General features: G+C 63.3%; 20 protein-coding genes. 10 read left to right on the top strand and 10 right to left on the bottom strand.

The window, feature by feature from the left end; genetic code table 11:
* The first annotated feature begins 19 nt into the window (after nt 1-19).
* Nucleotides 20-1,420: an MFS transporter gene (locus BLW55_RS10345; protein WP_090328718.1), complete on the top strand. Its 1,401-nt coding sequence runs from the start codon at nt 20-22 to the stop codon at nt 1,418-1,420.
* 18 nt (nt 1,421-1,438) lie between these two features.
* On the opposite strand, the gene purH is transcribed toward BLW55_RS10345, so the two are convergent.
* Nucleotides 1,439-3,055: a bifunctional phosphoribosylaminoimidazolecarboxamide formyltransferase/IMP cyclohydrolase gene (gene purH / locus BLW55_RS10340; RefSeq protein WP_090328717.1), complete on the bottom strand. Its 1,617-nt coding sequence runs from the start codon at nt 3,053-3,055 to the stop codon at nt 1,439-1,441.
* A gap of 142 nt (nt 3,056-3,197) precedes the next feature.
* Here purH and BLW55_RS10335 point away from each other — a divergent pair, with 142 nt between their 5' ends.
* The 3 genes from BLW55_RS10335 (at nt 3,198) to BLW55_RS10325 (ending at nt 4,929) form a co-directional block, all read left to right on the top strand.
* Nucleotides 3,198-3,623 (top strand): GNAT family N-acetyltransferase, encoded by a 426-nt coding sequence (locus tag BLW55_RS10335; RefSeq protein ID WP_090328715.1) that lies wholly within the window; start codon nt 3,198-3,200, stop codon nt 3,621-3,623.
* 225 nt (nt 3,624-3,848) lie between these two features.
* Nucleotides 3,849-4,301 carry an Lrp/AsnC family transcriptional regulator gene (locus BLW55_RS10330; protein ID WP_007008348.1) on the top strand — a complete coding sequence of 151 codons (453 nt, stop codon included), beginning with the start codon at nt 3,849-3,851 and terminating at the stop codon, nt 4,299-4,301.
* Between the two features lie 4 nt (nt 4,302-4,305).
* Nucleotides 4,306-4,929 carry a LysE family translocator gene (locus tag BLW55_RS10325; RefSeq protein WP_090328713.1) on the top strand — a complete coding sequence of 208 codons (624 nt, stop codon included), beginning with the start codon at nt 4,306-4,308 and terminating at the stop codon, nt 4,927-4,929.
* On the opposite strand, the gene BLW55_RS10320 is transcribed toward BLW55_RS10325, so the two are convergent.
* The gene (locus BLW55_RS10320) at nt 4,920-5,933 is read right to left on the bottom strand and encodes a helix-turn-helix domain-containing protein (protein WP_244509039.1); all 1,014 of its coding nucleotides are present in this window, start codon (nt 5,931-5,933) and stop codon (nt 4,920-4,922) included. The two genes, BLW55_RS10325 and BLW55_RS10320, sit on opposite strands and share 10 nt — an antisense overlap.
* 165 nt (nt 5,934-6,098) lie before the next feature.
* Between BLW55_RS10320 and BLW55_RS10315 the strand changes: the two genes are divergently transcribed.
* The gene (locus BLW55_RS10315) at nt 6,099-7,118 is read left to right on the top strand and encodes an alpha/beta hydrolase family protein (protein WP_090329956.1); all 1,020 of its coding nucleotides are present in this window, start codon (nt 6,099-6,101) and stop codon (nt 7,116-7,118) included.
* A gap of 10 nt (nt 7,119-7,128) precedes the next feature.
* Here BLW55_RS10315 and BLW55_RS20790 read toward each other — a convergent pair whose 3' ends face one another.
* The 4 genes from BLW55_RS20790 to htpX all read right to left on the bottom strand — a co-directional run bounded on the left by BLW55_RS20790 (nt 7,129) and on the right by htpX (nt 11,515).
* Nucleotides 7,129-7,296 (bottom strand): hypothetical protein, encoded by a 168-nt coding sequence (locus BLW55_RS20790; protein WP_155983514.1) that lies wholly within the window; start codon nt 7,294-7,296, stop codon nt 7,129-7,131.
* Between the two features lie 23 nt (nt 7,297-7,319).
* Nucleotides 7,320-9,041: a heparinase II/III family protein gene (locus BLW55_RS10310; protein ID WP_090328710.1), complete on the bottom strand. Its 1,722-nt coding sequence runs from the start codon at nt 9,039-9,041 to the stop codon at nt 7,320-7,322.
* Nucleotides 9,042-9,146: 105 nt separating this feature from the next.
* Nucleotides 9,147-10,526, bottom strand: coding sequence for an RsmB/NOP family class I SAM-dependent RNA methyltransferase (locus BLW55_RS10305; protein ID WP_090328708.1), 1,380 nt, complete (start codon nt 10,524-10,526; stop codon nt 9,147-9,149).
* Nucleotides 10,523-11,515, bottom strand: a complete 993-nt coding sequence (htpX, locus tag BLW55_RS10300; protein ID WP_090328706.1) for a zinc metalloprotease HtpX — start codon at nt 11,513-11,515, stop codon at nt 10,523-10,525. The genes BLW55_RS10305 and htpX overlap by 4 nt, the downstream gene beginning before the upstream one ends.
* A 122-nt stretch (nt 11,516-11,637) precedes the next feature.
* Between htpX and BLW55_RS10295 the strand changes: the two genes are divergently transcribed.
* Together BLW55_RS10295 and BLW55_RS10290 are read left to right on the top strand one after the other, a co-directional pair.
* The gene (locus tag BLW55_RS10295; RefSeq protein WP_007010908.1) at nt 11,638-11,844 is read left to right on the top strand and encodes a DUF1674 domain-containing protein; all 207 of its coding nucleotides are present in this window, start codon (nt 11,638-11,640) and stop codon (nt 11,842-11,844) included.
* A gap of 41 nt (nt 11,845-11,885) precedes the next feature.
* A complete protein-coding gene (locus BLW55_RS10290; protein ID WP_090328705.1) occupies nt 11,886-12,341 on the top strand; it encodes a thermonuclease family protein in 456 nt (151 codons plus the stop codon).
* Nucleotides 12,342-12,658: 317 nt separating this feature from the next.
* On the opposite strand, the gene acs is transcribed toward BLW55_RS10290, so the two are convergent.
* Entirely contained in the window at nt 12,659-14,614 is a 1,956-nt protein-coding gene (gene acs / locus BLW55_RS10285) for an acetate--CoA ligase (RefSeq protein ID WP_007010906.1), read from the bottom strand.
* A 295-nt stretch (nt 14,615-14,909) separates the two neighbouring features.
* Here acs and BLW55_RS10280 point away from each other — a divergent pair, with 295 nt between their 5' ends.
* Complete coding sequence (locus BLW55_RS10280) at nt 14,910-15,182, top strand: usg protein (protein ID WP_007010905.1); 273 nt, start codon at nt 14,910-14,912, stop codon at nt 15,180-15,182.
* 71 nt (nt 15,183-15,253) lie between these two features.
* On the opposite strand, the gene BLW55_RS10275 is transcribed toward BLW55_RS10280, so the two are convergent.
* Nucleotides 15,254-16,288, bottom strand: coding sequence for an aldo/keto reductase (locus BLW55_RS10275; protein WP_090328703.1), 1,035 nt, complete (start codon nt 16,286-16,288; stop codon nt 15,254-15,256).
* Nucleotides 16,289-16,321: 33 nt separating this feature from the next.
* A complete protein-coding gene (locus BLW55_RS10270; RefSeq protein WP_090328701.1) occupies nt 16,322-17,509 on the bottom strand; it encodes an MFS transporter in 1,188 nt (395 codons plus the stop codon).
* Between the two features lie 122 nt (nt 17,510-17,631).
* Between BLW55_RS10270 and BLW55_RS10265 the strand changes: the two genes are divergently transcribed.
* Both BLW55_RS10265 and BLW55_RS10260 read left to right on the top strand, forming a co-directional pair.
* Entirely contained in the window at nt 17,632-18,540 is a 909-nt protein-coding gene (locus BLW55_RS10265) for a LysR family transcriptional regulator (RefSeq protein ID WP_090328700.1), read from the top strand.
* Nucleotides 18,541-18,673: 133 nt separating this feature from the next.
* Entirely contained in the window at nt 18,674-19,057 is a 384-nt protein-coding gene (locus BLW55_RS10260) for a hypothetical protein (protein ID WP_007009207.1), read from the top strand.
* A 4-nt stretch (nt 19,058-19,061) separates the two neighbouring features.
* Here BLW55_RS10260 and BLW55_RS10255 read toward each other — a convergent pair whose 3' ends face one another.
* Nucleotides 19,062-19,724, bottom strand: coding sequence for a YggS family pyridoxal phosphate-dependent enzyme (locus BLW55_RS10255; RefSeq protein WP_090328698.1), 663 nt, complete (start codon nt 19,722-19,724; stop codon nt 19,062-19,064).
* Nucleotides 19,725-19,818: the final 94 nt, after the last annotated feature.

The raw sequence follows: 19,818 nt of genomic DNA, 5'->3' as shown, positions 1-19,818 counted from the left end.
GGCGCCGGAAGACGCCGGGATGAACATGCCGCCGGCGGAGCACGGATCCGTGCCCCGCCGCGGCATCTGGGGCTGGATGTTTTTCGACTGGGCGCAACAGCCCTTTCACACGCTCATCATCACCTTTGTCTTCGCGCCCTATTTTGCCTCTGCCGTCGCGCCCGATGCGGCGCGGGGGCAGGAATTGTGGGGGTTCGCCACGGGCATTGGCGGGCTTGCCATCGCGCTTTCCTCACCCGTTCTGGGCGCGATTGCCGATGCGACGGGGCCGCGCAAGCCGTGGATCTTCGTGTTCTCGGTGATCGGCGTTCTGGCCTGCACATCGTTGTGGTTTGCCACGCCGGGGGGTGGGCATGTGGGGCTCGTTCTGCTTGCCGTGGCGCTCGCCGTGTTTGGCATGGAGTTCGCCGCCGTCTTCAACAATGCGATGATGCCTGATCTCGTGCCGCGCGCGGAGCTGGGGCGGCTTTCGGGCTCAGCCTGGGGGCTGGGTTACGTCGGCGGGCTCTTATCGCTGGTGCTGGTGCTTGGCTTCATGGCGGCGCAGCCCGATACGGGCCGCACGCTTCTGGGGCTGGAGCCGATCTTCGGGCTCGATGCGGCGGCGCGTGAGGGCGACCGGGCGGCGGGACCGCTGACCGGCTTGTGGTATGCGCTTTTCGTGCTGCCAATGTTCCTCTTCACGCCCGATGCGCCGCGCCGCAGGGCGGCGACGGGGGCGATCCGCGAAGGGCTGACGCGTCTCGGCGCCACGCTGAAACGTCTGCCGGGCGAGCGCAGCTATTTCAGCTTTCTTCTGTCGTCCATGTTCTACCGCGATGCGCTCAACGCGCTCTATGCCTTTGGCGGCATCTATGCGGCGGGGGTGCTTTCCTGGTCGATCACGCAGATCGGGCTGTTCGGGATTCTGGCCAATGTGACCGGCGCACTCGGCGCATGGCTCGGCGGGCGGATGGACAGGCGCTTCGGGCCGAAGCTGGTGGTGAGCGTGTCCATCCTGGTGCTCACGCTGTGCGCGCTGCTGGTGATTTCCACCACGCGTGAGGAGCTTCTTTTCATGCCGATCAGCGGGGCTGGCGCAAGCAGCCTGCCGGACATCGCCTTCTTCGTGGCAGGGGCTTTCATCGGCGCGGCGGGCGGGGCGATCCAGGCCGCCTCGCGCACGCTGCTGGTGGATCAGGTATCGCGCGAACGGGTGACGGAAGCCTTCGGGCTCTACGCGCTTTCCGGTAAGGCGACGACCTTTATCGGGCCGTTCGCCATCGCAATCGCCACCGGGTATTTCGCCTCGGGGGCTTTCGACTTTTCGATCGAAGACGCGCAGCGGCTCGGCGTGACGCCGATCCTGTTGCTGTTTCTCATCGGGCTGGTACTTCTGCCCTTCGTGAAGAGCCGGCATCAGGAGGCGGCAACCTCCTGATGCTTCGAAGCGCTTTCGTCAGTGACGGAAGTGGCGCATGCCGGTCATGACCATGGCGATGCCATGCTCGTCGGCGGCGGCGATGACCTCGTCATCGCGCATGGAGCCGCCCGGCTGGATGACGGCGGTGGCGCCGGCTTCCACGGCGGAGAGAAGGCCGTCGGCGAAGGGGAAGAAGGCGTCTGAAGCGACGACCGACCCCTTGGTCAGCAGCTCGGCATTGCCGGCAGCTTCGGCTGCGTCTTCGGCCTTGCGGGCGGCAATGCGGGCGGAATCGACGCGGCTCATCTGGCCGGCACCGACGCCCACGGTCGCGCCGTCGCGAACGTAGACGATGGCGTTCGACTTTACATGCTTGGCGATGCGGAAGGCGAAGACGAGATCGGCCATTTCCTTCTCGCTCGGCGCGCGTTTGGTCACGACCTTGAGATCGAGATCGTCGACAACGCCATTGTCGCGCGACTGGACGAGCAGGCCGCCGGCAACGGTCTTGACGGCAAGGCCAGGCGCGCGCGGGTCGGCAAGTCCGCCGGTGACGAGCAGGCGCAGGTTCTTCTTGGCTGCAACGATGGCGCGGGCCTCTTCGGTCGCGTCGGGCGCGATGATGACCTCGGTGAAGATCTTGACGATTTCGGTGGCCGCTTCCGCGTCGAGCGGGCGGTTGAGCGCCACGATGCCGCCGAAGGCTGAGACCGGGTCGCAGGCGAGCGCCTTCTTATAGGCTTCGCGCAGCGTCGCGCCCTCGGCCACGCCACACGGATTGGCGTGCTTGATGATGGCGACGGCGGCGGAGCGCTCCGGCGAGAACTCGGAGACGAGTTCGAAGGCGGCGTCCGTGTCGTTGATGTTGTTGTAGGAGAGCTGTTTGCCCTGAAGCTGGGTCGCGGTGGCGACGCCGGGGCGGCTTTCGCCGGTGACGTAGAAGCCTGCCTTCTGGTGCGGGTTCTCGCCGTAGCGCATCACTTCCTGGAGCCTGCCGCCGACGGCGCGGAAATCCGGTGCGTCGACCTTGAGCGTTTCGGCAAACCAGCCGGAGATGGCCGCGTCATAGGCTGCGGTGCGGGCGAAGGCCTTGGCTGCGAGTTCCTGACGCAGACGATGGGGCAGGGCGCCATCGTTTTCGGCAAGCGCCTCGAGGATGCTGGCATAGTCGGACGGCTCCGTGACCACGGCCACATAGGCGTGGTTCTTGGCCGCCGCGCGCAGCATGGCCGGACCGCCAATGTCTATATTCTCGACCGTGGTTGCATAATCGCCACCGCCGAAACGCACCTCTTCGAACGGGTAGAGATTGAGGACCAGAAGGTCGATGGGCGCGATGTCATGCTCTTTCATCGCGCTCGCATGGTCCGCATCATCACGAATGCCGAGCAGGCCGCCATGGACGCCCGGATGCAGCGTCTTCACGCGCCCGTCCATGATCTCGGGAAAGCCGGTCAACTCCGAAACGTCGCGCACGGCAATGCCTTCGCCAGAGAGTGTTTTGGACGTGCCGCCGGTGGAGACGATCTCGACATTGCGGCCCGAGAGCGCGCGGGCGAAATCGACGATGCCGCTCTTGTCGGAGACCGACAGAAGCGCACGGCGGACGGGAACGAGATCGGGTGCGGGAATGTTCTTGGCGGCAACGGACATGCGAGGCGGCTCCGGCTTTGGGGATGGATGTGGGGGACGTACCGGCAGGCGGGATGCAAATCAAGCTTGGCGGCAGGCTATTGCCGCTTTTGGCGACGAAACAGGCTTGCATCGGCCGCGCAAAAGGGCATTGGTGCCAGGCATGAGCGAGAAACCTGAAATCCTTTATGCCTGTGAGCCGAACCTTGAAGCCGTCGAGTTTGGCCGGGTGCTGCGTGAGTCCGGGCTGGGCGCGATCCGCCCGATTGATGATGAAGCGCGGCTTCGGCGCATGATCACCGGCGCCGGTCTCATCGTGACGGCGCGCCGCAATGTGGAGGATAGACCGCTGGTGGGTGTTGCCCGCTCCGTGACCGACTTTTCCTGGTGCGCCTACCTTTCCGATCTTGCCGTCTCCTCGAAAGCGCAGGGGCTGGGGATCGGCCAGGGCCTGATTGACGAGACACGCCGCCAGCTTGGCCCTGACGTTGGCCTCATGTTGGCGTCTGTGCCGGAAGCGGTGGGCTTTTACGAACGCATCGGGATGGGACGGATCGATGATGCCTTCTGGTTCCGCCGGGAGCGTTGAGGCAGCACCAGTCGAACCGCCAGTGGGGGCAATGGTCTCATATCGCGCATGGCAACTGGCTTACTCGACAAGAGCAGCCGCCTGTGGCAATCAGGGAACCCGAATATGCATTAAGAAGCGTTTTGCTAATTTTTGCGGTGATTATATATATCTACCGCATATTTTATTGACTTACTGGTGTTCTTCTGCAAATTATCCTGTGAATGGATTTGTAGGAAGACTGTCATGGATCAAATCGACCATAAAATCGTGACCCTTCTGGCCGAGGATGCCCGCCGTTCTCTGGCTGATATCGGTGGCGTGGTGGGGCTTTCCGCATCCGCGGTCAATGAGCGTATTCGCCGGCTTTCAGCCAGCGGTGTTATCCGGCGGTTCACGGTGGATGCCGATCCGGCGGCGCTGGGCTGCCCGGTGCTCGTCTTCATCTGGGTGTCGCTGGTGCAGAATGTCAATGAAGAGGCATTTCGGGTGTTTGCCGCGGCCCACAAGGCGGTGGAGGAATGCCACCACGTGACGGGACCGTGGTCCTATCTGATCAAGGCGCGGGTGCCTTCGCTCGCCGATGTGGAAAGCGTGCTGGAAGACATGAAGAAACATGGCTTTCTGGCCCGCAGCGAGTCCGTCGTCGCCCTGTCGACGGTGGAGCCAGGGTCCTTCGCGCCGGTCGAGAAGGGCTGACGATTTGGACGCGCTGCTCTTTGGCAAAAGCCTGCTGCTTGGGCTGGCGGTGGCGGCGCCGCTCGGGCCGATCGGCGCATTGTGCGTGAACAGGACGCTGGAGCACGGGCTGTGGGCCGGGGTCGCCGGCGGTCTGGGCACGGCACTGGCGGATGCCGTCTATGCGGCGCTGGCGGCCATCGGTTTTGCAGCGTTTGCGGCGGCCCTTGCGCTGGTCGACGTGCCGCTCAAGCTTGTCGGCGGCGCGTTTCTGGCGTGGCTCGGATGGAAGAGCTTTTCGCCGGCACCTTTGCGGGCGGCTGCCGAGGCACGGGCAAGCGATCTCTTCGGAACCGCCGCTGCCACGTTCTTCCTGACAATCACCAATCCGATGACCATTCTGGCCTTTGCGGCCATGTTTGCCGGCCTCGGGCTGGCGGACACGCCGCACCCCGCCGATGCGCTGGTCGTGGTGACCGGTGTCTTTCTCGGCTCGCTTCTATGGTGGTTCATTCTGAGCGGTGGCGTGGCGCTGGCGCGCGCGCGGTTGCCTGAAAGCCTGTCGCGGTGGGTGTCGCGCATTTCCGGTGTGATCCTGCTGGCCTTTGCGGCTTTCGCAATCGGCTCGGTGATGCGCAGCTACCTCTGATTGCCGGCTTCCGGCCGCCATTCGCGCGGCGTTGTGCCGGTGATGCGCCGGAACTCGCGGTTGAAATTGGATTTGGTGTTGAAGCCGCTCGAAAGCATGGCTTCGGTGACATTGGCGCCATCTTCAAGTGCGCGGCAGGCGTGGTGGATGCGGTGCCGGTTGATGTAGCGCGAAACGTTTTCGCCATTGACCAGATTGATGGCGGAGGAGAGTTGCTTCGCCGGTACATGCAATCGCCGGGCAAGCCGTGCAAGGGTGAGTGCGGGATCGAGATAGAGTGTGTCGGTCTGAAGGAGCGCATCGAGCCGCTGGACGAGATGGGCATCTTCCTCGCTGGGGTGGGGGTTTTGCGGCGGGGATTCCGCCTCCGTCTCACCCATGGCATTGGGTGAAATGCTGAGCAATCCGATGGCAAGCAGTGCTGCTGACGAAAAGACGCTGACAATGACTGGCGGCAGCCCGGTCTGGCCGGTCATGATGGCAAGCGCAATGAGCGCGTCGCTGAGCGCCGACAGGATGAGGGCGAGACCGATGCCACCCCAGATTCGGGCTGGCAGGCGTCCGGCCTCAAGCCGTGCCAGAGGCAGATCATCGCCGCTGCGGTGCAGCTTCACCAGAATGGCGAGCCCATAGAGAACGAAGATGGCCGGTACCACCGTATCGAGCGTACCCGGCGCGAAGACGACGCAGAAAGCTGCGAAGGCAGGTGCTGCCAAGTGCACGAGATCGCGTGGCAATGAGAATGGCCGGAACGAGGCCGTCTGGAAAGCGAGCCAGGTGAGCGGCGGCACGAAAGTGGCAGTGATGGGCTGAAGGGGCAGAAGTGCGCCGATGCCATAATGCTGGCGCAGCGAAACGATGAGGCTTTGCAGCGCGCAGGCGGCAAGCAGCGCCATCAGAAATGGCGGGCGCTCGCCGGAAATGGCGATCCGGATCAGGAATGCACCGAGGACGAGTGCGATGATCATTGGAATGGGAAGGACCAGCATGGATGGCGTCTGCATGTTTCCTGCAAGAGTCTGGGTTGTGGCATCGCCACGAGACGGTGGCAACATCCGCGGAAACCTATCGTGCGAAAACCGGTTCGGTGCGACCTGAAACCGGTTTTAGGACGCGGGCAGAACGCGGGTTGAGCAGATTGGCGTCATCCAGATGAAAGGATGACGGATATGAAAAAACTGCTTTCTGCTTTTCTTATCGGCATGGGCCTGACGGGCGTAGCCATGGCTGAACCCTATGCCGGATATGACCGGTTGACGGTGAAGGCGGATCACCGCCCATCGGTTCTGGCTGCCTCGGTGTGGTATCCGGCGGGTACGCCGACCTATCGCGGACTGGTGGGCGACAATGCCGTTTTTCAGGGCTCTTCGGCCTATGTCGGTGCCGCGGTGGCGGAGGGGCGCTTTCCGCTCTTCGTGCTCTCGCATGGCTCTGGCGGCAACATGGATGCCATCTCCTGGCTTTCCTCAGCGCTGGCGATGCGCGGCGCGATGGTGCTGGCGGTCAACCATCCCGGCAGCACGTCGGGCGATTCTTCTCCGCGCCGTTCACTGCGGCTCGATGAGCGGGCCGCCGATTTGAGCGCTGCACTCGACGCGCTGCTCGATGAGCCTGCGTTTGCCGATCACGTGGATCGTTCGCGCATTGCCGCGCTTGGCTTTTCGCTCGGCGGCGCCACGGCGCTGAACCTTGCCGGGCTGCGCTTCGACCGTGATGCCTATGCTGCCTATTGCGCATGGATCGGGGACGAAGGTCAGGACTGCGTGTTCTTCGCCAAGGGAGGCGTCGATCTCGAGGCGCTTCCCGAAGGGTTCGGCGCGGCGCTGCGCGATGATCGCATCGGACAGGCAATCGCCATCGACCCCGGCATGACCTATGCGGCGACGCCGGAAAGCATCGCCCGGACCGAAATGCCGGTGCTGCTCATCAATCTCGGTCGGACCCATCTGTTCAAGGCTGCGGATGTGGGGCAGGACGGGAGCGACCTGGCCGAAAAGCTGCCGTCTGCGGTGCTGAAGACAATCGCGCCGGCGCATCATTTCACCTTCCTTGCGGAGTGCAAGGCGGAAGGGGCAGCGATGCTCGCCGCGGAAAAGGACGACCCGGTTTGTGACGATCCCGAAGGGACCGATCGGGCGGCAGTTCACGAGGCGATTGTCGACGAGATCGTGGCGTTTGCCGGGCTTTGATCTGGCCTGATCATGTGGGGTGTTTGAGCAGGCTTTGCAGCATTGACGTGGTGCGTGGTTCGACAAGCTCACCATGAGGGTGGTGGTGGCTGGCAAACCCGCCCCACGGATTGTCGACCCAGTCCGCAGCACCCTTGAAGCAGCATCCCCGCTCCTCATGGTGAGCTTGTCGAACCACGCACCACGCCAATCTGGGCTGATCTAGCTGTTGCCGTTGATGGCGTGTGTCCTGCGGAGCCGCCATCGGATCTCCGGATGCTCGGAGGCCGTGGTGTAGAGAACGATCTGGCGGCTCCTGCGGGGGCCGCCAAGGCCCGCGAAGAAGATCGATTCCTCAACCACGGGAATGATGCCCTCGACAGTGAAGAGCCAGGTGTCGGTGGCCTCGCCCGCCAGAATGTGGCGGCCTTCGGGGTCGCGGTAGATATCGATATCGGGATGGATGTGGAAGCGCACGGCCACCGCATCGTCGCCGACTACCGTTGAAGGAGATCCGTCGGGCCGGACGATACGGTCGATGCCTTCAAGCACCGCGCCTTCTTCGGAAAGGGAGAGGGCGCGCTCATGTATCAGGCCGAACCGCGAGACATAGCCATTGTGGCTGGCGGTGAAGCGGTGAACGCCCGCGCCATCGTCGCGCCGGCATTCGACCTTGCGGGGTCCGCCGATCAACGGCGTGCCGATCAGGTTGCTCCATTTCGGGGAGAGGCTGAAGCGGGCCTGCGACGTGTCGTTGAGCGTGACGGTGGAGTGTGCCGCCGTGGTGCGCGCAAGCGGTCGATAGCTGTCGTCGCCGTAATTGTCGATGCCGCTGTTGACCACAAACTGGTGGCGGCCCGAAGACATCTCGAATGAGAGACAGCCCGCATGGGCGAAATGGGAAAGGTCGGCCGGTGGTGGCGGCGCCGTGTCCGCGATGACCGTGGTGGCGCCCAGCGCCAGACGCTCATAGCCTGAATGCGGTGCGTGCAGGAGCGGCGCGCCACCGGTATCGTCGTAGCGCAGGATGGCGGCGACGCTGTCGTGCTGGGTGATGCCCATGCCGTTGAAACGGGCGATGGAGCCATCGCGGTGACGGAAGAAGCGCAGTGCCGGCAGCATGCGCTCGACAGCGTCGATGAGTGCCTGCGGGGGCTGCTCCGCCTGATTGGTGTAGGTCTGCCTGAGCGGCAGAAGGTCGGTCAGAAGTTCCATGATTGCGCGCGGATTGCGCGAGATATGGCCGCCGTCGGCGAGTATCTGCCGGTCGAGTTCCTGGGCGAGATTGCGGCTGGCGGCCTTGACCGCTGTGGCGGGTGCCGGCAGCGACAGGGCGCAGAATGCCAGCGCGATGCGGGCGCGCAGCCGGTCTTCGCCATCGGGTATGTCTCGGGCGTTTGTGCGCAGATAGCGCATCTGCACGGCGAGCATTTTCAGGAACTGGCGATAGAACGGAAGCTCGGCGCCCTGCAGCACGACGGAGGAATGCTGAAGCCATGCGATGAGGCGCCGGGCGGTGGTGCCCGGCTCCCACGGCATGCCGTAGACGCGCCTGCCGTAGAGCGCCATCCATTCTTCCACCAAAGCTCGGGCATTGGCCGAGGCGAGGTCGCTCTGGGCGGCGCGCATGTGGCGCAGCCAGCGAAAACTGTGAAGAGCGTCCTGCCAGGGGAGGTCGCTGATGGGAGCACGGAAGGGCGACTGACCGCGCGTCTCGACAAGCTGGCCCGCAAGCAGGAACTGGCCGTGATAGATGTCGCGCGCGACCTGTGGGTCTGCGATGCGCAGGTCCGGCGGGGCGATCAGCACGCGTTCAGGCGTGCGCCCGGAATAGCGCCAGCGATAGGACGGGCCCGCGCGCAGGCGTCGCCGCAGGCGCGCCCATGCCTGCCGCGCAACAAGGCCCCACAGCTCGTGGGGGGAGTGTCCCCGTGCTTGATCCAACGACCGACTTTTCTTTCCGTGACCCCAAATCAGGCGAGAGTCTAAATGATTCAAGGATTTGTGCGAAGTTGAAATATATCAGCACGCACAGATGGCAGGACCAGCTCAGGGCTTGCGCATCAGACGGGCGGCGAAGAAGCCGTCGAGCCCCTGCGCCAGCGGTTCCTCACCAAGCCTGTCGGCAGGCGTCGTGCGCAGGAAACCCTGCGGTGTGACGAAGCTGGCGATGCCGGGCAATTCATCGGGCTGGATGGGATCGAGCGCCACGTGCGAGGTTTCTGCCAGGAAGGCTTCGAGCATCACCTCGCCTTCGGTGGGATCGAGCGAGCAATTGGAAAAAACGATCCGGCCACCGGGCTTGACCAGCGTCACCGCGTGGTCGAGCAGCGCGCGCTGCAGGCTGGCGAGCTTCTCGATGTCTTCGGGCGTCTTTGTCCACGGCACATCCGGATGTCGCCGCACCGTGCCGGTGGAGGAGCAGGGGGCATCGATGAGGATGGCATCGAACGGGGTTTCGGGCTCGAATTTGCGGATGTCGGATTCGACGATCTGCGCTTCGAGGCGGAGGCGCTTCAGGTTTTCGGCAAGGCGTTTGAGCCGGCTTTTCGACAGGTCGACTGCGGTGACGTCTGCGCCGGCATGGATGAGCTGTGCGGTTTTGCCGCCGGGGGCGGCGCAGAGATCCGCTACGCGCGTGCCGGCGATGTCGCCGAGAAGTTTCGCGGGCAGGCTGGCGGCTGCGTCCTGCACCCACCATGCGCCTTCCTCGAAGCCCGGGAGCGTGTCGACGCCGGCCTCAAGCTTTGCGATGCGTACCGTTCCGGTGGGCAGGACGATGCCGCCCAGCGCCTCGGCCCAGCGTTGGGGGTCTTGCCGGACGGTGAAGTCCACCGGCGGTTCCAGCCGGTGCATGGCGAGGATGGCGGCGGTCTTTTCCGCGCCATAGGCCGCTTCCAGCCTCGCGGCAAACCAGTCCGGCGCTTCGCGCGTCTGGGCGAGGGCGGCGGGCAGGGCGCGTGCCTTCACGCGGATCAGATTGCGCAGCACGCCGTTGACGAGGCCTGAGAAACGAGCGAGGCGCGGGTCGCTCTTTGCCTGGGTTACGGCGAGGTCGACGGCGGCGCTGTCGGGCACGTCTAGAAACAGGATCTGCGCTGCGGCCACGTGCAATGCGTGCGAGAGCGCGCGGGCATTGGCCGGCAGCGGGCGCTCGAGACGGCGCGCGAGCAGGGCCTCGATGGTGCTGCGATGGCGCAGGGCGCTCATCAGGATGGCGCGGACAAGTGACCGGTCACGCGCATCGAGCGCGCGGAAATTCGGCTGGCCATGGGCGGGGTCGGTGAGACCGTCGAGCGAGGCGTGCGCATCCACCACGGCGGCGAGCAGTTTCGTGGCCACGCGGCGCGTCTCAAGGCCGGGCTTGTCGAGAGGCTCAGGCGTGGGGCGGGTCCTGCCGGTGACGCGGCGCGCAGTCGGGCGGCTCACGACCAGGGGCCTTTGCGCCCTTTGGCGTCACGGCCCCAGCGGGGGTCGGATTTGGGCTGGGGTTGAGGCCGGGATTCGGGCGCTTCGGTCCGGGTGTCCCATGGACCGTGGTCTTCCTCACGGCGTTGCGGCTCAGGCGTCGCGCGCATTTCGCCCGCCATTGCCTGAAGCGCGGCGATGCGGTTGTCCGTATCGGGGTGGGTGGAAAACAGATTGTCCATGCGCTCGCCCGAGAGCGGGTTGATGATGAACATATGCGCGGTGGCCGGATTGCGCTCGGCATCCTGGTTGACCACCTGCTTTGCACGCCGGGCGATCTTGTCGAGCGCGGAAGCGAGCCACAGCGGGTTGCCGCAGATCTCCGCGCCGCGCCGGTCGGCGGAATATTCGCGGGTACGGCTGATGGCCATCTGCACCATCATGGCGGCGAGCGGTGCGACGATCATCGCCACAAGAACGCCGACAAAGCCAAGCGGGTTGTTGTTGTCACGGTTGCCGCCGAAGAAGAAGGCGAAATTGCCGAGCATGGAAATCGCGCCGGCCAGCGTCGCGGTGATGGTCATGGTGAGCGTGTCGCGGTTCTGCACATGGGCAAGCTCGTGCGCCATTACACCGGCCACCTCCTCATAGCTTAGCCGGTCGAGCAGGCCGGTGGTGGCGGCGACCGCCGCGTTCTGCGGGTTGCGACCGGTGGCGAAGGCGTTGGGCTGGTCGTTCTGGATTAGATAGACGCGCGGCATGGGAAGGCCAGCCCGCGCCGCCAGATCGCGCACGATGCCGAAATACTCCGGCGCGTTGCGCTCATCGACCTCGACGGCATTGTGCATCCGCAGCACCATCTTGTCGGCATTCCAGTAGCTGAACAGGTTCATGCCTGCGGCGATCAGGAAAGCGATCATCATGCCGCCTGTGCCCCCGATCAGATAGCCCACGCCCATGAAGAGGGCCGTCATCAGGGCCAGGAGCATCGCGGTGCGTATCATGTTCATTGTCGTCTCAAGCTCCAGAATGAGGCTGCGCCGGGCATTTTCGAACGCGCGACCAATCGCTTATATGATGGGGAACGCGCTTCGTGTATTCAATATTTCCCCGTTTTCGAGAGGAAGTTGCCGTGAAAGACGAGACGGACAGACAGGAAGATGCACCGGAAAAGGTTCTCTCGCCGGCAGCCAGGCGTGCGCTTGCGGAAGCCGAGGCCCGGCGCAGGGCCTATGAGGCAGAAGCCGCAAAGGCTCCGAAGGAACTTGGCGGGCGCGGAGGCCATGACCCGGCGCGCTATGGCGACTGGGAAGTGAAGGGCATCGCAACGGATTTCTGATTCCGATTGCGCAATGCGCATTAGAGGAATATATTCCTCTAATGCTTCATTTCTTCCACAAAGCATTTGTTGCGCTATTGCTTGCCGGTGCGTTGAGCGCTCAACCGGCGGCCTTTGCGGCGCGCAGGGAGGTGATCTCCGGACCGGTGGAAGCCCGTGTTCTGCGCGTGATCGACGGGGACACTTTTGTTGCCGAGGCGCACGTCTGGCCGGGGCAGCGCATCAGGGTCAGCGTGCGTATCCGTGGTGTGGATGCGCCGGAGCTGCGCAGCCGCTGTGCGGCCGAGAAGGCTGCGGCGCGCGCGGCACGCGCCGCACTTGGGCGCCTGCTTGCGCAGGGCACTGTGAGGATCGGCAATATCAGCGGCGGGAAGTATTACGGACGGGTGCTTGCCGACGTGACGACGGAACCGGGCGGCGATGTAGCTTCGCGTCTGCTCGACGCCCGGCTCGTTGCCGCCTATGGCGGCGGACGGCGGGCTTCGTTTGTGTGCTGAGGGGTCAGCGCCTCTTTTCAAAAGCGGAACCCTATCTCAAAACAAAAGGCCGTTCCCGAAGGAACGGCCCCGTGTTTTCGAATTCTCACGCGGTCATGGCTGGTCTGCGGTGGCAGTCCATCCGCGCTTCATGCGCTTCAGCGGGAAGACTGCTCCCCGCGAAGGCAATCCATCGAGACCACGCTTGAACGGAAATCACTCGACATTGGATCACCTCCTTTCGGTTCGTTGACGACACCACCAATGTGGAGGCGATACCGCCTTCCTACAAGAGGTAAACGAAAAACGCCGCGCAGGCCTGCGCGGCGCCCGGATCCTCAGCCCTTCCTGTTCTGGCGATTCTCGACCAGGTCGTCGACCACGGCGGGATCGGCGAGCGTCGACGTGTCGCCAAGTGCGCCATAATCGTCCTCGGCGATCTTGCGGAGGATGCGACGCATGATCTTGCCCGAGCGTGTCTTCGGCAGGCCGGGCGCGAACTGGATCTTGTCCGGTGAAGCGATCGGCCCGATCTCACTGCGGACATGGGCGACGAGTTCCTTCTTGAGCTCTTCGGAACCTTCTTCGCCGGCCATGAGGGTCACATAGCAGTAGATGCCCTGGCCCTTCACATCGTGCGGGTAGCCGACAACGGCGGCTTCCGACACCTTGTCATGGCTGACAAGCGCGGATTCGACCTCCGCCGTGCCCATGCGGTGGCCTGACACGTTGATGACGTCATCGACGCGACCGGTGATCCAGTAATAGCCATCCTCGTCGCGGCGACAGCCATCACCGGTGAAATACTTGCCCTTGTAGGTGGAGAAGTAGGTCTGGATGAAGCGCTCATGGTCGCCATAGACGGAGCGCATCTGGCCCGGCCAGGAATCGGTGATGCACAGATTGCCGCTGGTCGCGCCGTCGAGAACCTGTCCCTCGCCGTCAACGAGCTGCGGCTGGACGCCGAAGAACGGACGCGTGGCAGAACCCGCCTTCAGGTCCGTTGCACCCGGAAGCGGCGTGATGAGGATGCCGCCGGTCTCCGTCTGCCACCATGTGTCGACGATCGGTGATTTCTTGTCGCCGACGACGTTGTAATACCACTCCCAGGCCTCCGGATTGATCGGCTCGCCGACCGAACCCAGGATGCGCAGCGATTTGCGCGAGGCGCGGGTGACGAATTCGTCGCCGGCGCCCATCAGGGCGCGAATCGCGGTGGGGGCGGTGTAGAAGATGTTGACATTGTGCTTGTCGACAACCTGCCAGAAGCGGGAGGCGTCCGGGTAGTTGGGCACGCCCTCGAACATCAGGGTGATGGCGCCGTTGGCCAGCGGCCCATAGACGATGTAGCTGTGGCCGGTGACCCAGCCCACATCGGCGGTGCACCAGTAGACGTCGCCATCGTGATAGTCGAAGACATATTCATGTGTCATCGAGGCATAGACGAGATAGCCGCCCGTGGTGTGCAGAACACCCTTCGGCTTGCCGGTCGAGCCCGACGTATAGAGGATGAACAGCGGGTCTTCCGCCTTCATCTTCTCCGGCTTGCACTCTGGCTTCGCCTTCGCGGTTTCCTCGTGGTACCAGAGATCGCGGTCCTCGAACCAGTTGATCTTGCCGGCAGTGCGCTGGACAACCAGAACGTGGCGCACTTTTGCGCCAGCCTTTTCGGCCAGTGCGATGGCCTTGTCGGTGTTTTCCTTGAGCGGAATCTTCTTGCCGCCGCGCAGACCCTCATCGGCGGTTATGACGAAATCCGACTGGCAGTCCTCGATGCGGCCGGCAAGCGAATCGGGCGAGAACCCGCCGAACACGACCGAGTGGACCGCGCCGATGCGCGCGCAGGCGAGCATCGCATAGGTGGCTTCCGGGATCATCGGCATGTAGATGGTGACGCGGTCGCCCTTCTTGACGCCGCGCGACTTCAGCACGTTGGCGAGCCGGCAGACTTTCTCGTAGAGCTCGTTATAGGTGATCTTCTTGTCGTCGTAGGGATTGTCACCTTCCCAGATGATGGCGGTCTGGTTGCCGCGCTTTTTCAAATGGCGGTCGATGCAGTTGTAGGCGACGTTCGTCACGCCGTCCTCGAACCATTTGATCGAAACCTTGCCCTTGAAGGAGGTGTTCTTCACCTTGGTGTAAGGCTTGAACCAGTCGATGCGCTTGCCGTGCTTCTTCCAGAATTTTTCCGGATCCTTGACGCTGTCCTTGTACCATTTGAGATACGTCTCATCGTCGATGAGCGCGTTTTTCTTCCACGCGGATTTGACGCGGTGAACGTGGACTTCGGACATTTTTCCTCCTCCGGGTAGGCACTTGCTGGGACTGGAGCTGCGCATCGAGACGCAGGGTCCGCTGGCTCGCGCGCATTATTACCATTCTGCCTGCCGCTACAACATTAGACATTTGGTGGCAGCGGTAGAACCGCACAAAACGCATGGGCCAGAGCGTTAGCACCGATGGATTCCGGCTGCTAACAATTTGTATTTACACGATAAATTTACGCATATGTGACAGCATCAGGCTGGACGAAGAATCGCTTTCGCCGCACAATTTCTCAATCCGGAACTTGATTCGGAAAGGAAGCACATGCAGCAGAAGGGCGAAATGGAGCTGATGCTCCGGGGCTATGGACTGACGACGGCAGAGTTTCTTTATCACATGCCGGATCATCCGACGATCCTGCAGAGTTTTCTATGGCAGCATTACGACACAGCACCGGATTTTCCGGCACTCTACCGGTTTATCGACTTCTGGAACGAGACGCTTGACGGGCCGCTTCATTCAGTCACCTACACGCACAGGAAACTGATCTCGCCGAGCGAGTGGCGTAGCGTGGCCGGCGAGCTTGTCCTGCACTGATGCCTGTTGGGGTCAGGCCGCTGCCGGGCGTGGAGCCTCCTCCTCACTCCATGCCCGGCTGCATCGCAGGGTCAGACGGCGGGCGGGCTGAGGCGGGCGAACGCCTCCTGCCGCCGGTAGGGGAAGTAGGGATAGGCGGCATCGGTGAGGCTTGCCGCATCGAGCTTCGCGATCTGTTCATCCGACAGCGACCAGCCGATAGCGCCGAGATTTTGACGTAGCTGTTCCTCGTTGCGGGCACCGATAATGACGGAGGAGACGCTCGGCCGGCGTGTAAGCCAGTTGATTGCTATCTGTGGAACCGTTTTCCCAGTTTCCTCGGCCACGTCCTCTAGCGCATCCACCACGCGATAAAGCTGTTCCTGGTCAACGGGCGGGCCGAAGCTGGCCGTATCGTGCAGGCGGCTGCCCTCGGGGAGGGGAACGCCACGACGGATCTTGCCGGTAAGCCGGCCCCAGCCGAGTGGACTCCAGACCAGCGCGCCGACACCCTGATCGAGGCCGAGCGGCATCAATTCCCATTCGTAATCGCGGCCGACCAGCGAATAGTAGACCTGGTGCGCGACATAGCGCTGCCAGCCATGACGCTCAGCGGCCGCCAGCGACTTCATCACCTGCCAGCCGGAAAAATTGGATACGCCGAGATAGCGCAGTTTGCCGGCGCGCACGAGATCATCGAGGGTCGACAGAACCTCCTCGACCGGCGTTGCGGCATCGAAGGCATGCAGTTGCAGGAGGTCGATGTAGTCGGTTCCGAGGCGTTTCAGGGCCGCGTCGACACTGCGAACGAGACGGGCGCGCGAGGTGCCGGCATCGGCAGGACCGTCGCCTGTGGGCAGGGCCACCTTGGTGGAGATCACAACAGCGTCTCGGCGGCCCTTGATGGCCTCGCCAAGGACCGTTTCGGAAGCGCCGTCTGAATAGACGTCTGCAGTGTCGAAGAGGTTGAGCCCGGCGTCGAGGCAGATGTCGATGAGACGGCGGGCCTCATTGGCATCGGTGTTGCCCCAGGCCCCGAACAATGGACCGGTGCCACCGAAGGTCCCCGTGCCGAAGCTCAAGACCGGGGCCTTCAGGCCCGATGTTCCGAGATTTCTGTATTCCATGATTTGCTCCCTGGTTGGATAGAGGATGACGGGTCAGGATGTGGCGGGATCGCAGACGGCTTCCCGGGTTGTGCGCCGATGCTCCATGCGGTGCGCGGCGAACGCGACCGCGAAAGCCGCCATGGGCACAAGGCCGGCGATCCAGATGACGGCACCAAGGCCTGGGCCGTGGTCGATCACCGCGCCGCCCAGCCAGGCACCGATCGCATTGCCGAGATTGAAGGCGGCGATGTTGAAGGAGGAGGCGAGGCCCTGGCCGGCGCCCTCGGCATTTTTGAGCACCCACATCTGCAGGGGCGGCACGGTGGCGAAGGCGGCAGCACCAAACACCCCGATGGCGATCACGGCGGTTGCCTTTTCGTGGACGGCGAAGCTCATGGCAAAGAGGACGGTCGAGAGCAGGGCGAGTGATCCGAGAACGGCCGGTCTGAGCCATCGATCGGCGAATTTCCCGCCGATGAGGTTTCCGGCGATGAGGCCGCCGCCGAAGACGAGCAGGATGGGCGAGACTGCGCTTTCTGAAAAGCCGGTGATGCGTGTGAGGATAGGCGCGATATAGGTGAAGGCAGCAAACACGCCGACCCAGCTCAGCACCGTTGTCAGAAGGCCGAGAAGCACTTGCGGGCGGGCCAGCACGGCGAGCGTGTTTCCGCTGCCGTCCTCACCAGCGGAAGCATCGTCGCGCGGAACAAAGATGGCGATGATGGCCAGGGCTGCAAGGCCCACCAGTGTGACGGCCCAGAAGGTGGAGCGCCAACCGAATGCCTGACCGAGCCAGGTGCCGAACGGCACACCGAGAATGTTTGCCACGGTGAGGCCGGTAAACATGATGGCGATGGCCGAGGCACGCCTGTCGGGGGAGACAAGGCCAGTGGCCACCACGGAGCCAACACCGAAGAACGATGCGTGTGCAAAGGCCGTCAGCACGCGCGCGGCCATGAGGGCCCAGTAGTTGGGCGCAAGCGCGCAGGCGAGGTTGCCGAGCGTGAAGATGACCATCAGGGCGATCAGCAGGGTCTTGCGGGACCAGCGCCCGGTCAGAGCGCCCAGAATGGGCGCGCCGGCCACCACGCCGAGCGCATAACCGGAAATGAGGAGACCGGCTGCGGAGATGGTGACATCAAGATCGGCGCTCACCTCCAGAAGCAGACCCATGATGACGAATTCGGTAACGCCGATGCCGAAAGCGCCGGCGGTCAGCGCGTAGAGTGCAAGGGGCATGTCAAAGGCTCTTGTCGTTGCGAAAGGGCGAATTTGGATTGATCACTTGCGTTTAGATGGACGTCTGGCAATTGATGAATTAGACTTCAAAAAATAAAATCATCATGGAATTCAATTCATAAATGGCGCGTGTCGACATAAACCGTTCCGGTGAGATCGAAGTGTTCGTGCGGGTGGTGGAATTGCAGGGCTTTTCAGCCGCGGCGCGCGATCTGAAGATGACGCCGTCCGCCGTCAGCAAGCTGGTGGCGCGGCTCGAGGCCCGGCTTGGAACGCGGCTGCTGCGTCGCTCCACGCGCCGGCTTCAGATAACCCCGGAGGGAAGCTCTTTCTATCAAAGCGGTGTGCGCATTCTGGCGGATATCCAGGCGGCTGAACAGGAAGCTGCGGCGGGATCCGCGCCGCGCGGGCGCCTCAGGGTCAACTCGAACGTGCCTTTCGGCCAGAACCGGCTGATCCCGCTGCTTCCAGAATTCATGGCCCGCTATCCGGATGTGGTTGTGGATCTGGTGTTGACGGATCGGGTGATCGATCTGATCGAGGAGCGGGCGGATGTTGCCATCCGTGCCGGAGCGCTCGCCGAATCGAGCCTGATTGCGCGCAAGCTTGGTGATAGCGGCATGGCCGTCGTGGCCGCGCCTTCTTATCTGGAAGTACATGGACGGCCGGAGAGCCCGGCCGACCTTGCCGGCCATGCGCTGCTCGGCTTCTGCTTTTCGCGCATTCATGAAGGGTGGCCCTTCACCGGACCGGAGGGGATGAAGAGCAGCATCCCGCCCACTGCCGGCACGCTTGTCAGTGACGGTGAGGCCATGCGGTTGATGGCGCTGGCGGGCGCGGGCATCGCCCGCCATGCCCGCTGGCACATCCAGCCGGACATTGACGCGGGGCGGCTGGTGCCGCTCTTGGAGGATTTTAATCCGGGCGATCGCGAGGGCGTCCATGCAGTCTATGTCGGACAGGGAAAATTCCTCCCGACCCGCGTCCGGGCATTCCTCGATTTTCTGGCCGAGAAGGTCGATATCCGCTAATCCGGGCCAGCCATTGTGCCTATATTCCTACCCCTTCGCCGCCGATGTAGATTCTTCCTCAGAAAATCAGGCCGCGCGAACCGGAATCGCTGTGAGTCCGGTTGCCGCGCGCCGAGTGGCGGAAGGGGCAGCTATGAACGGGCTTGCGAGAGTTTGCTGGATCACAGCCCCGCTTTACGCGGTGCTTGGGATGAGCTTTGGAATTTATATGGCGGCGTCGGGCGATCACACACTGGCGCCGGCGCATGGACATCTGAATCTTCTTGGATGGGTGACCATCGCGCTGTACGGCACCTTTTATACCGTGATGCCTCAGGCAGCGGAGGGGCGGCTGGCGAGGTTGCAGGTGCTTCTTGCCCAGCTCGGAGTGATCGTCATGGCACCGGGCATCGTGTTTGCGATCCTGGGAATGGGCGAAGGGTTGGCGAAAGCCGGCGCGGTGCTCATCCTGCTCGGAGCGCTGCTGTTTCTTATTATTGTCGTGCGTGCGACGGGGCGCTCAGCGGCGGGGGCCTGATCCCTCAGCGCGCGCCGAAGATCGCCGATCCGACGCGCACGCTGGTGGCTCCGAAAGCGATGGCTTTCTCGAAGTCGCCCGACATGCCCATGGAGCATTTCTCGACGCCGGCCTCGGCGGCGAGCTTCTTCAACAGCGCGAAATGCGGGCCGGGGTTTTCGTCGAGCGGCGGGATGCACATGAGACCCTCGATGGCGAGGCCATATTCCTCGCGGCAATGCTTGACGAAGGTGACGGCCTGGCGCGGATCGATGCCGGCTTTCTGCTCTTCAAGCCCGGTGTTGACCTGGACATAAAGACGCGGGTGCCGATCCTGCTTTTTCATCTCGGTCGAGAGCGCGCGGGCGATCTTTTCGCGATCGATGCTCTCGATAACATCGAACAGGGCAACGGCATCGGCGGCCTTGTTGGACTGCAGCGGGCCGATCAGGCGCAGCTCGATGTCTGGATGGGCCTCCTTCAGCGCGGGCCATTTGCCCTGGGCTTCCTGGACACGGTTTTCGCCGAAAACACGCTGGCCCGCCTCGATGACCGGGCGGATCTGATCTGCATCGAACGTCTTGGAAACGGCGACCAGTGTGACGGGCTCGCCTGAGCGTCCGGCAGCTTTCTCCGCCTCTGCTATCTTCGCTTTGACATCCTGCAAATTCTCGACGGCGTGGCTCATCGGTTCGCTGATCCCTCTTCCAAAAAGGCCTCTTGGAGTTGACGCTTCGGCGAAACCATGGTGAAGGTCCGCCGACATCATTTCCGCTTCTTAT

The organism is Nitratireductor aquibiodomus (assembly GCF_900105565.1).
GTDB classification, from domain to species: domain Bacteria; phylum Pseudomonadota; class Alphaproteobacteria; order Rhizobiales; family Rhizobiaceae; genus Nitratireductor; species Nitratireductor aquibiodomus.
The sequence above is the reverse complement of the archived record's forward strand: the minus strand, read 5'-3'. Positions and strand labels throughout refer to the sequence as shown.

What these genes read in the sequence shown, in the direction of transcription:
- BLW55_RS10345 (WP_090328718.1), top strand. Translation starts at nt 20, where the DNA reads ATGAACATGCCGCCGGCGGAGCACGGATCCGTGCCCCGCCGCGGCATC.
- purH (WP_090328717.1), bottom strand. Translation starts at nt 3,055, where the DNA reads ATGTCCGTTGCCGCCAAGAACATTCCCGCACCCGATCTCGTTCCCGTC.
- BLW55_RS10335 (WP_090328715.1), top strand. Translation starts at nt 3,198, where the DNA reads ATGAGCGAGAAACCTGAAATCCTTTATGCCTGTGAGCCGAACCTTGAA.
- BLW55_RS10330 (WP_007008348.1), top strand. Translation starts at nt 3,849, where the DNA reads ATGGATCAAATCGACCATAAAATCGTGACCCTTCTGGCCGAGGATGCC.
- BLW55_RS10320 (WP_244509039.1), bottom strand. Translation starts at nt 5,933, where the DNA reads ATGCAGACGCCATCCATGCTGGTCCTTCCCATTCCAATGATCATCGCA.
- BLW55_RS10315 (WP_090329956.1), top strand. Translation starts at nt 6,099, where the DNA reads ATGAAAAAACTGCTTTCTGCTTTTCTTATCGGCATGGGCCTGACGGGC.
- htpX (WP_090328706.1), bottom strand. Translation starts at nt 11,515, where the DNA reads ATGAACATGATACGCACCGCGATGCTCCTGGCCCTGATGACGGCCCTC.
- BLW55_RS10290 (WP_090328705.1), top strand. Translation starts at nt 11,886, where the DNA reads ATGCTTCATTTCTTCCACAAAGCATTTGTTGCGCTATTGCTTGCCGGT.
- acs (WP_007010906.1), bottom strand. Translation starts at nt 14,614, where the DNA reads ATGTCCGAAGTCCACGTTCACCGCGTCAAATCCGCGTGGAAGAAAAAC.
- BLW55_RS10280 (WP_007010905.1), top strand. Translation starts at nt 14,910, where the DNA reads ATGCAGCAGAAGGGCGAAATGGAGCTGATGCTCCGGGGCTATGGACTG.
- BLW55_RS10275 (WP_090328703.1), bottom strand. Translation starts at nt 16,288, where the DNA reads ATGGAATACAGAAATCTCGGAACATCGGGCCTGAAGGCCCCGGTCTTG.
- BLW55_RS10270 (WP_090328701.1), bottom strand. Translation starts at nt 17,509, where the DNA reads ATGCCCCTTGCACTCTACGCGCTGACCGCCGGCGCTTTCGGCATCGGC.
- BLW55_RS10265 (WP_090328700.1), top strand. Translation starts at nt 17,632, where the DNA reads ATGGCGCGTGTCGACATAAACCGTTCCGGTGAGATCGAAGTGTTCGTG.
- BLW55_RS10260 (WP_007009207.1), top strand. Translation starts at nt 18,674, where the DNA reads ATGAACGGGCTTGCGAGAGTTTGCTGGATCACAGCCCCGCTTTACGCG.
- BLW55_RS10255 (WP_090328698.1), bottom strand. Translation starts at nt 19,724, where the DNA reads ATGAGCCACGCCGTCGAGAATTTGCAGGATGTCAAAGCGAAGATAGCA.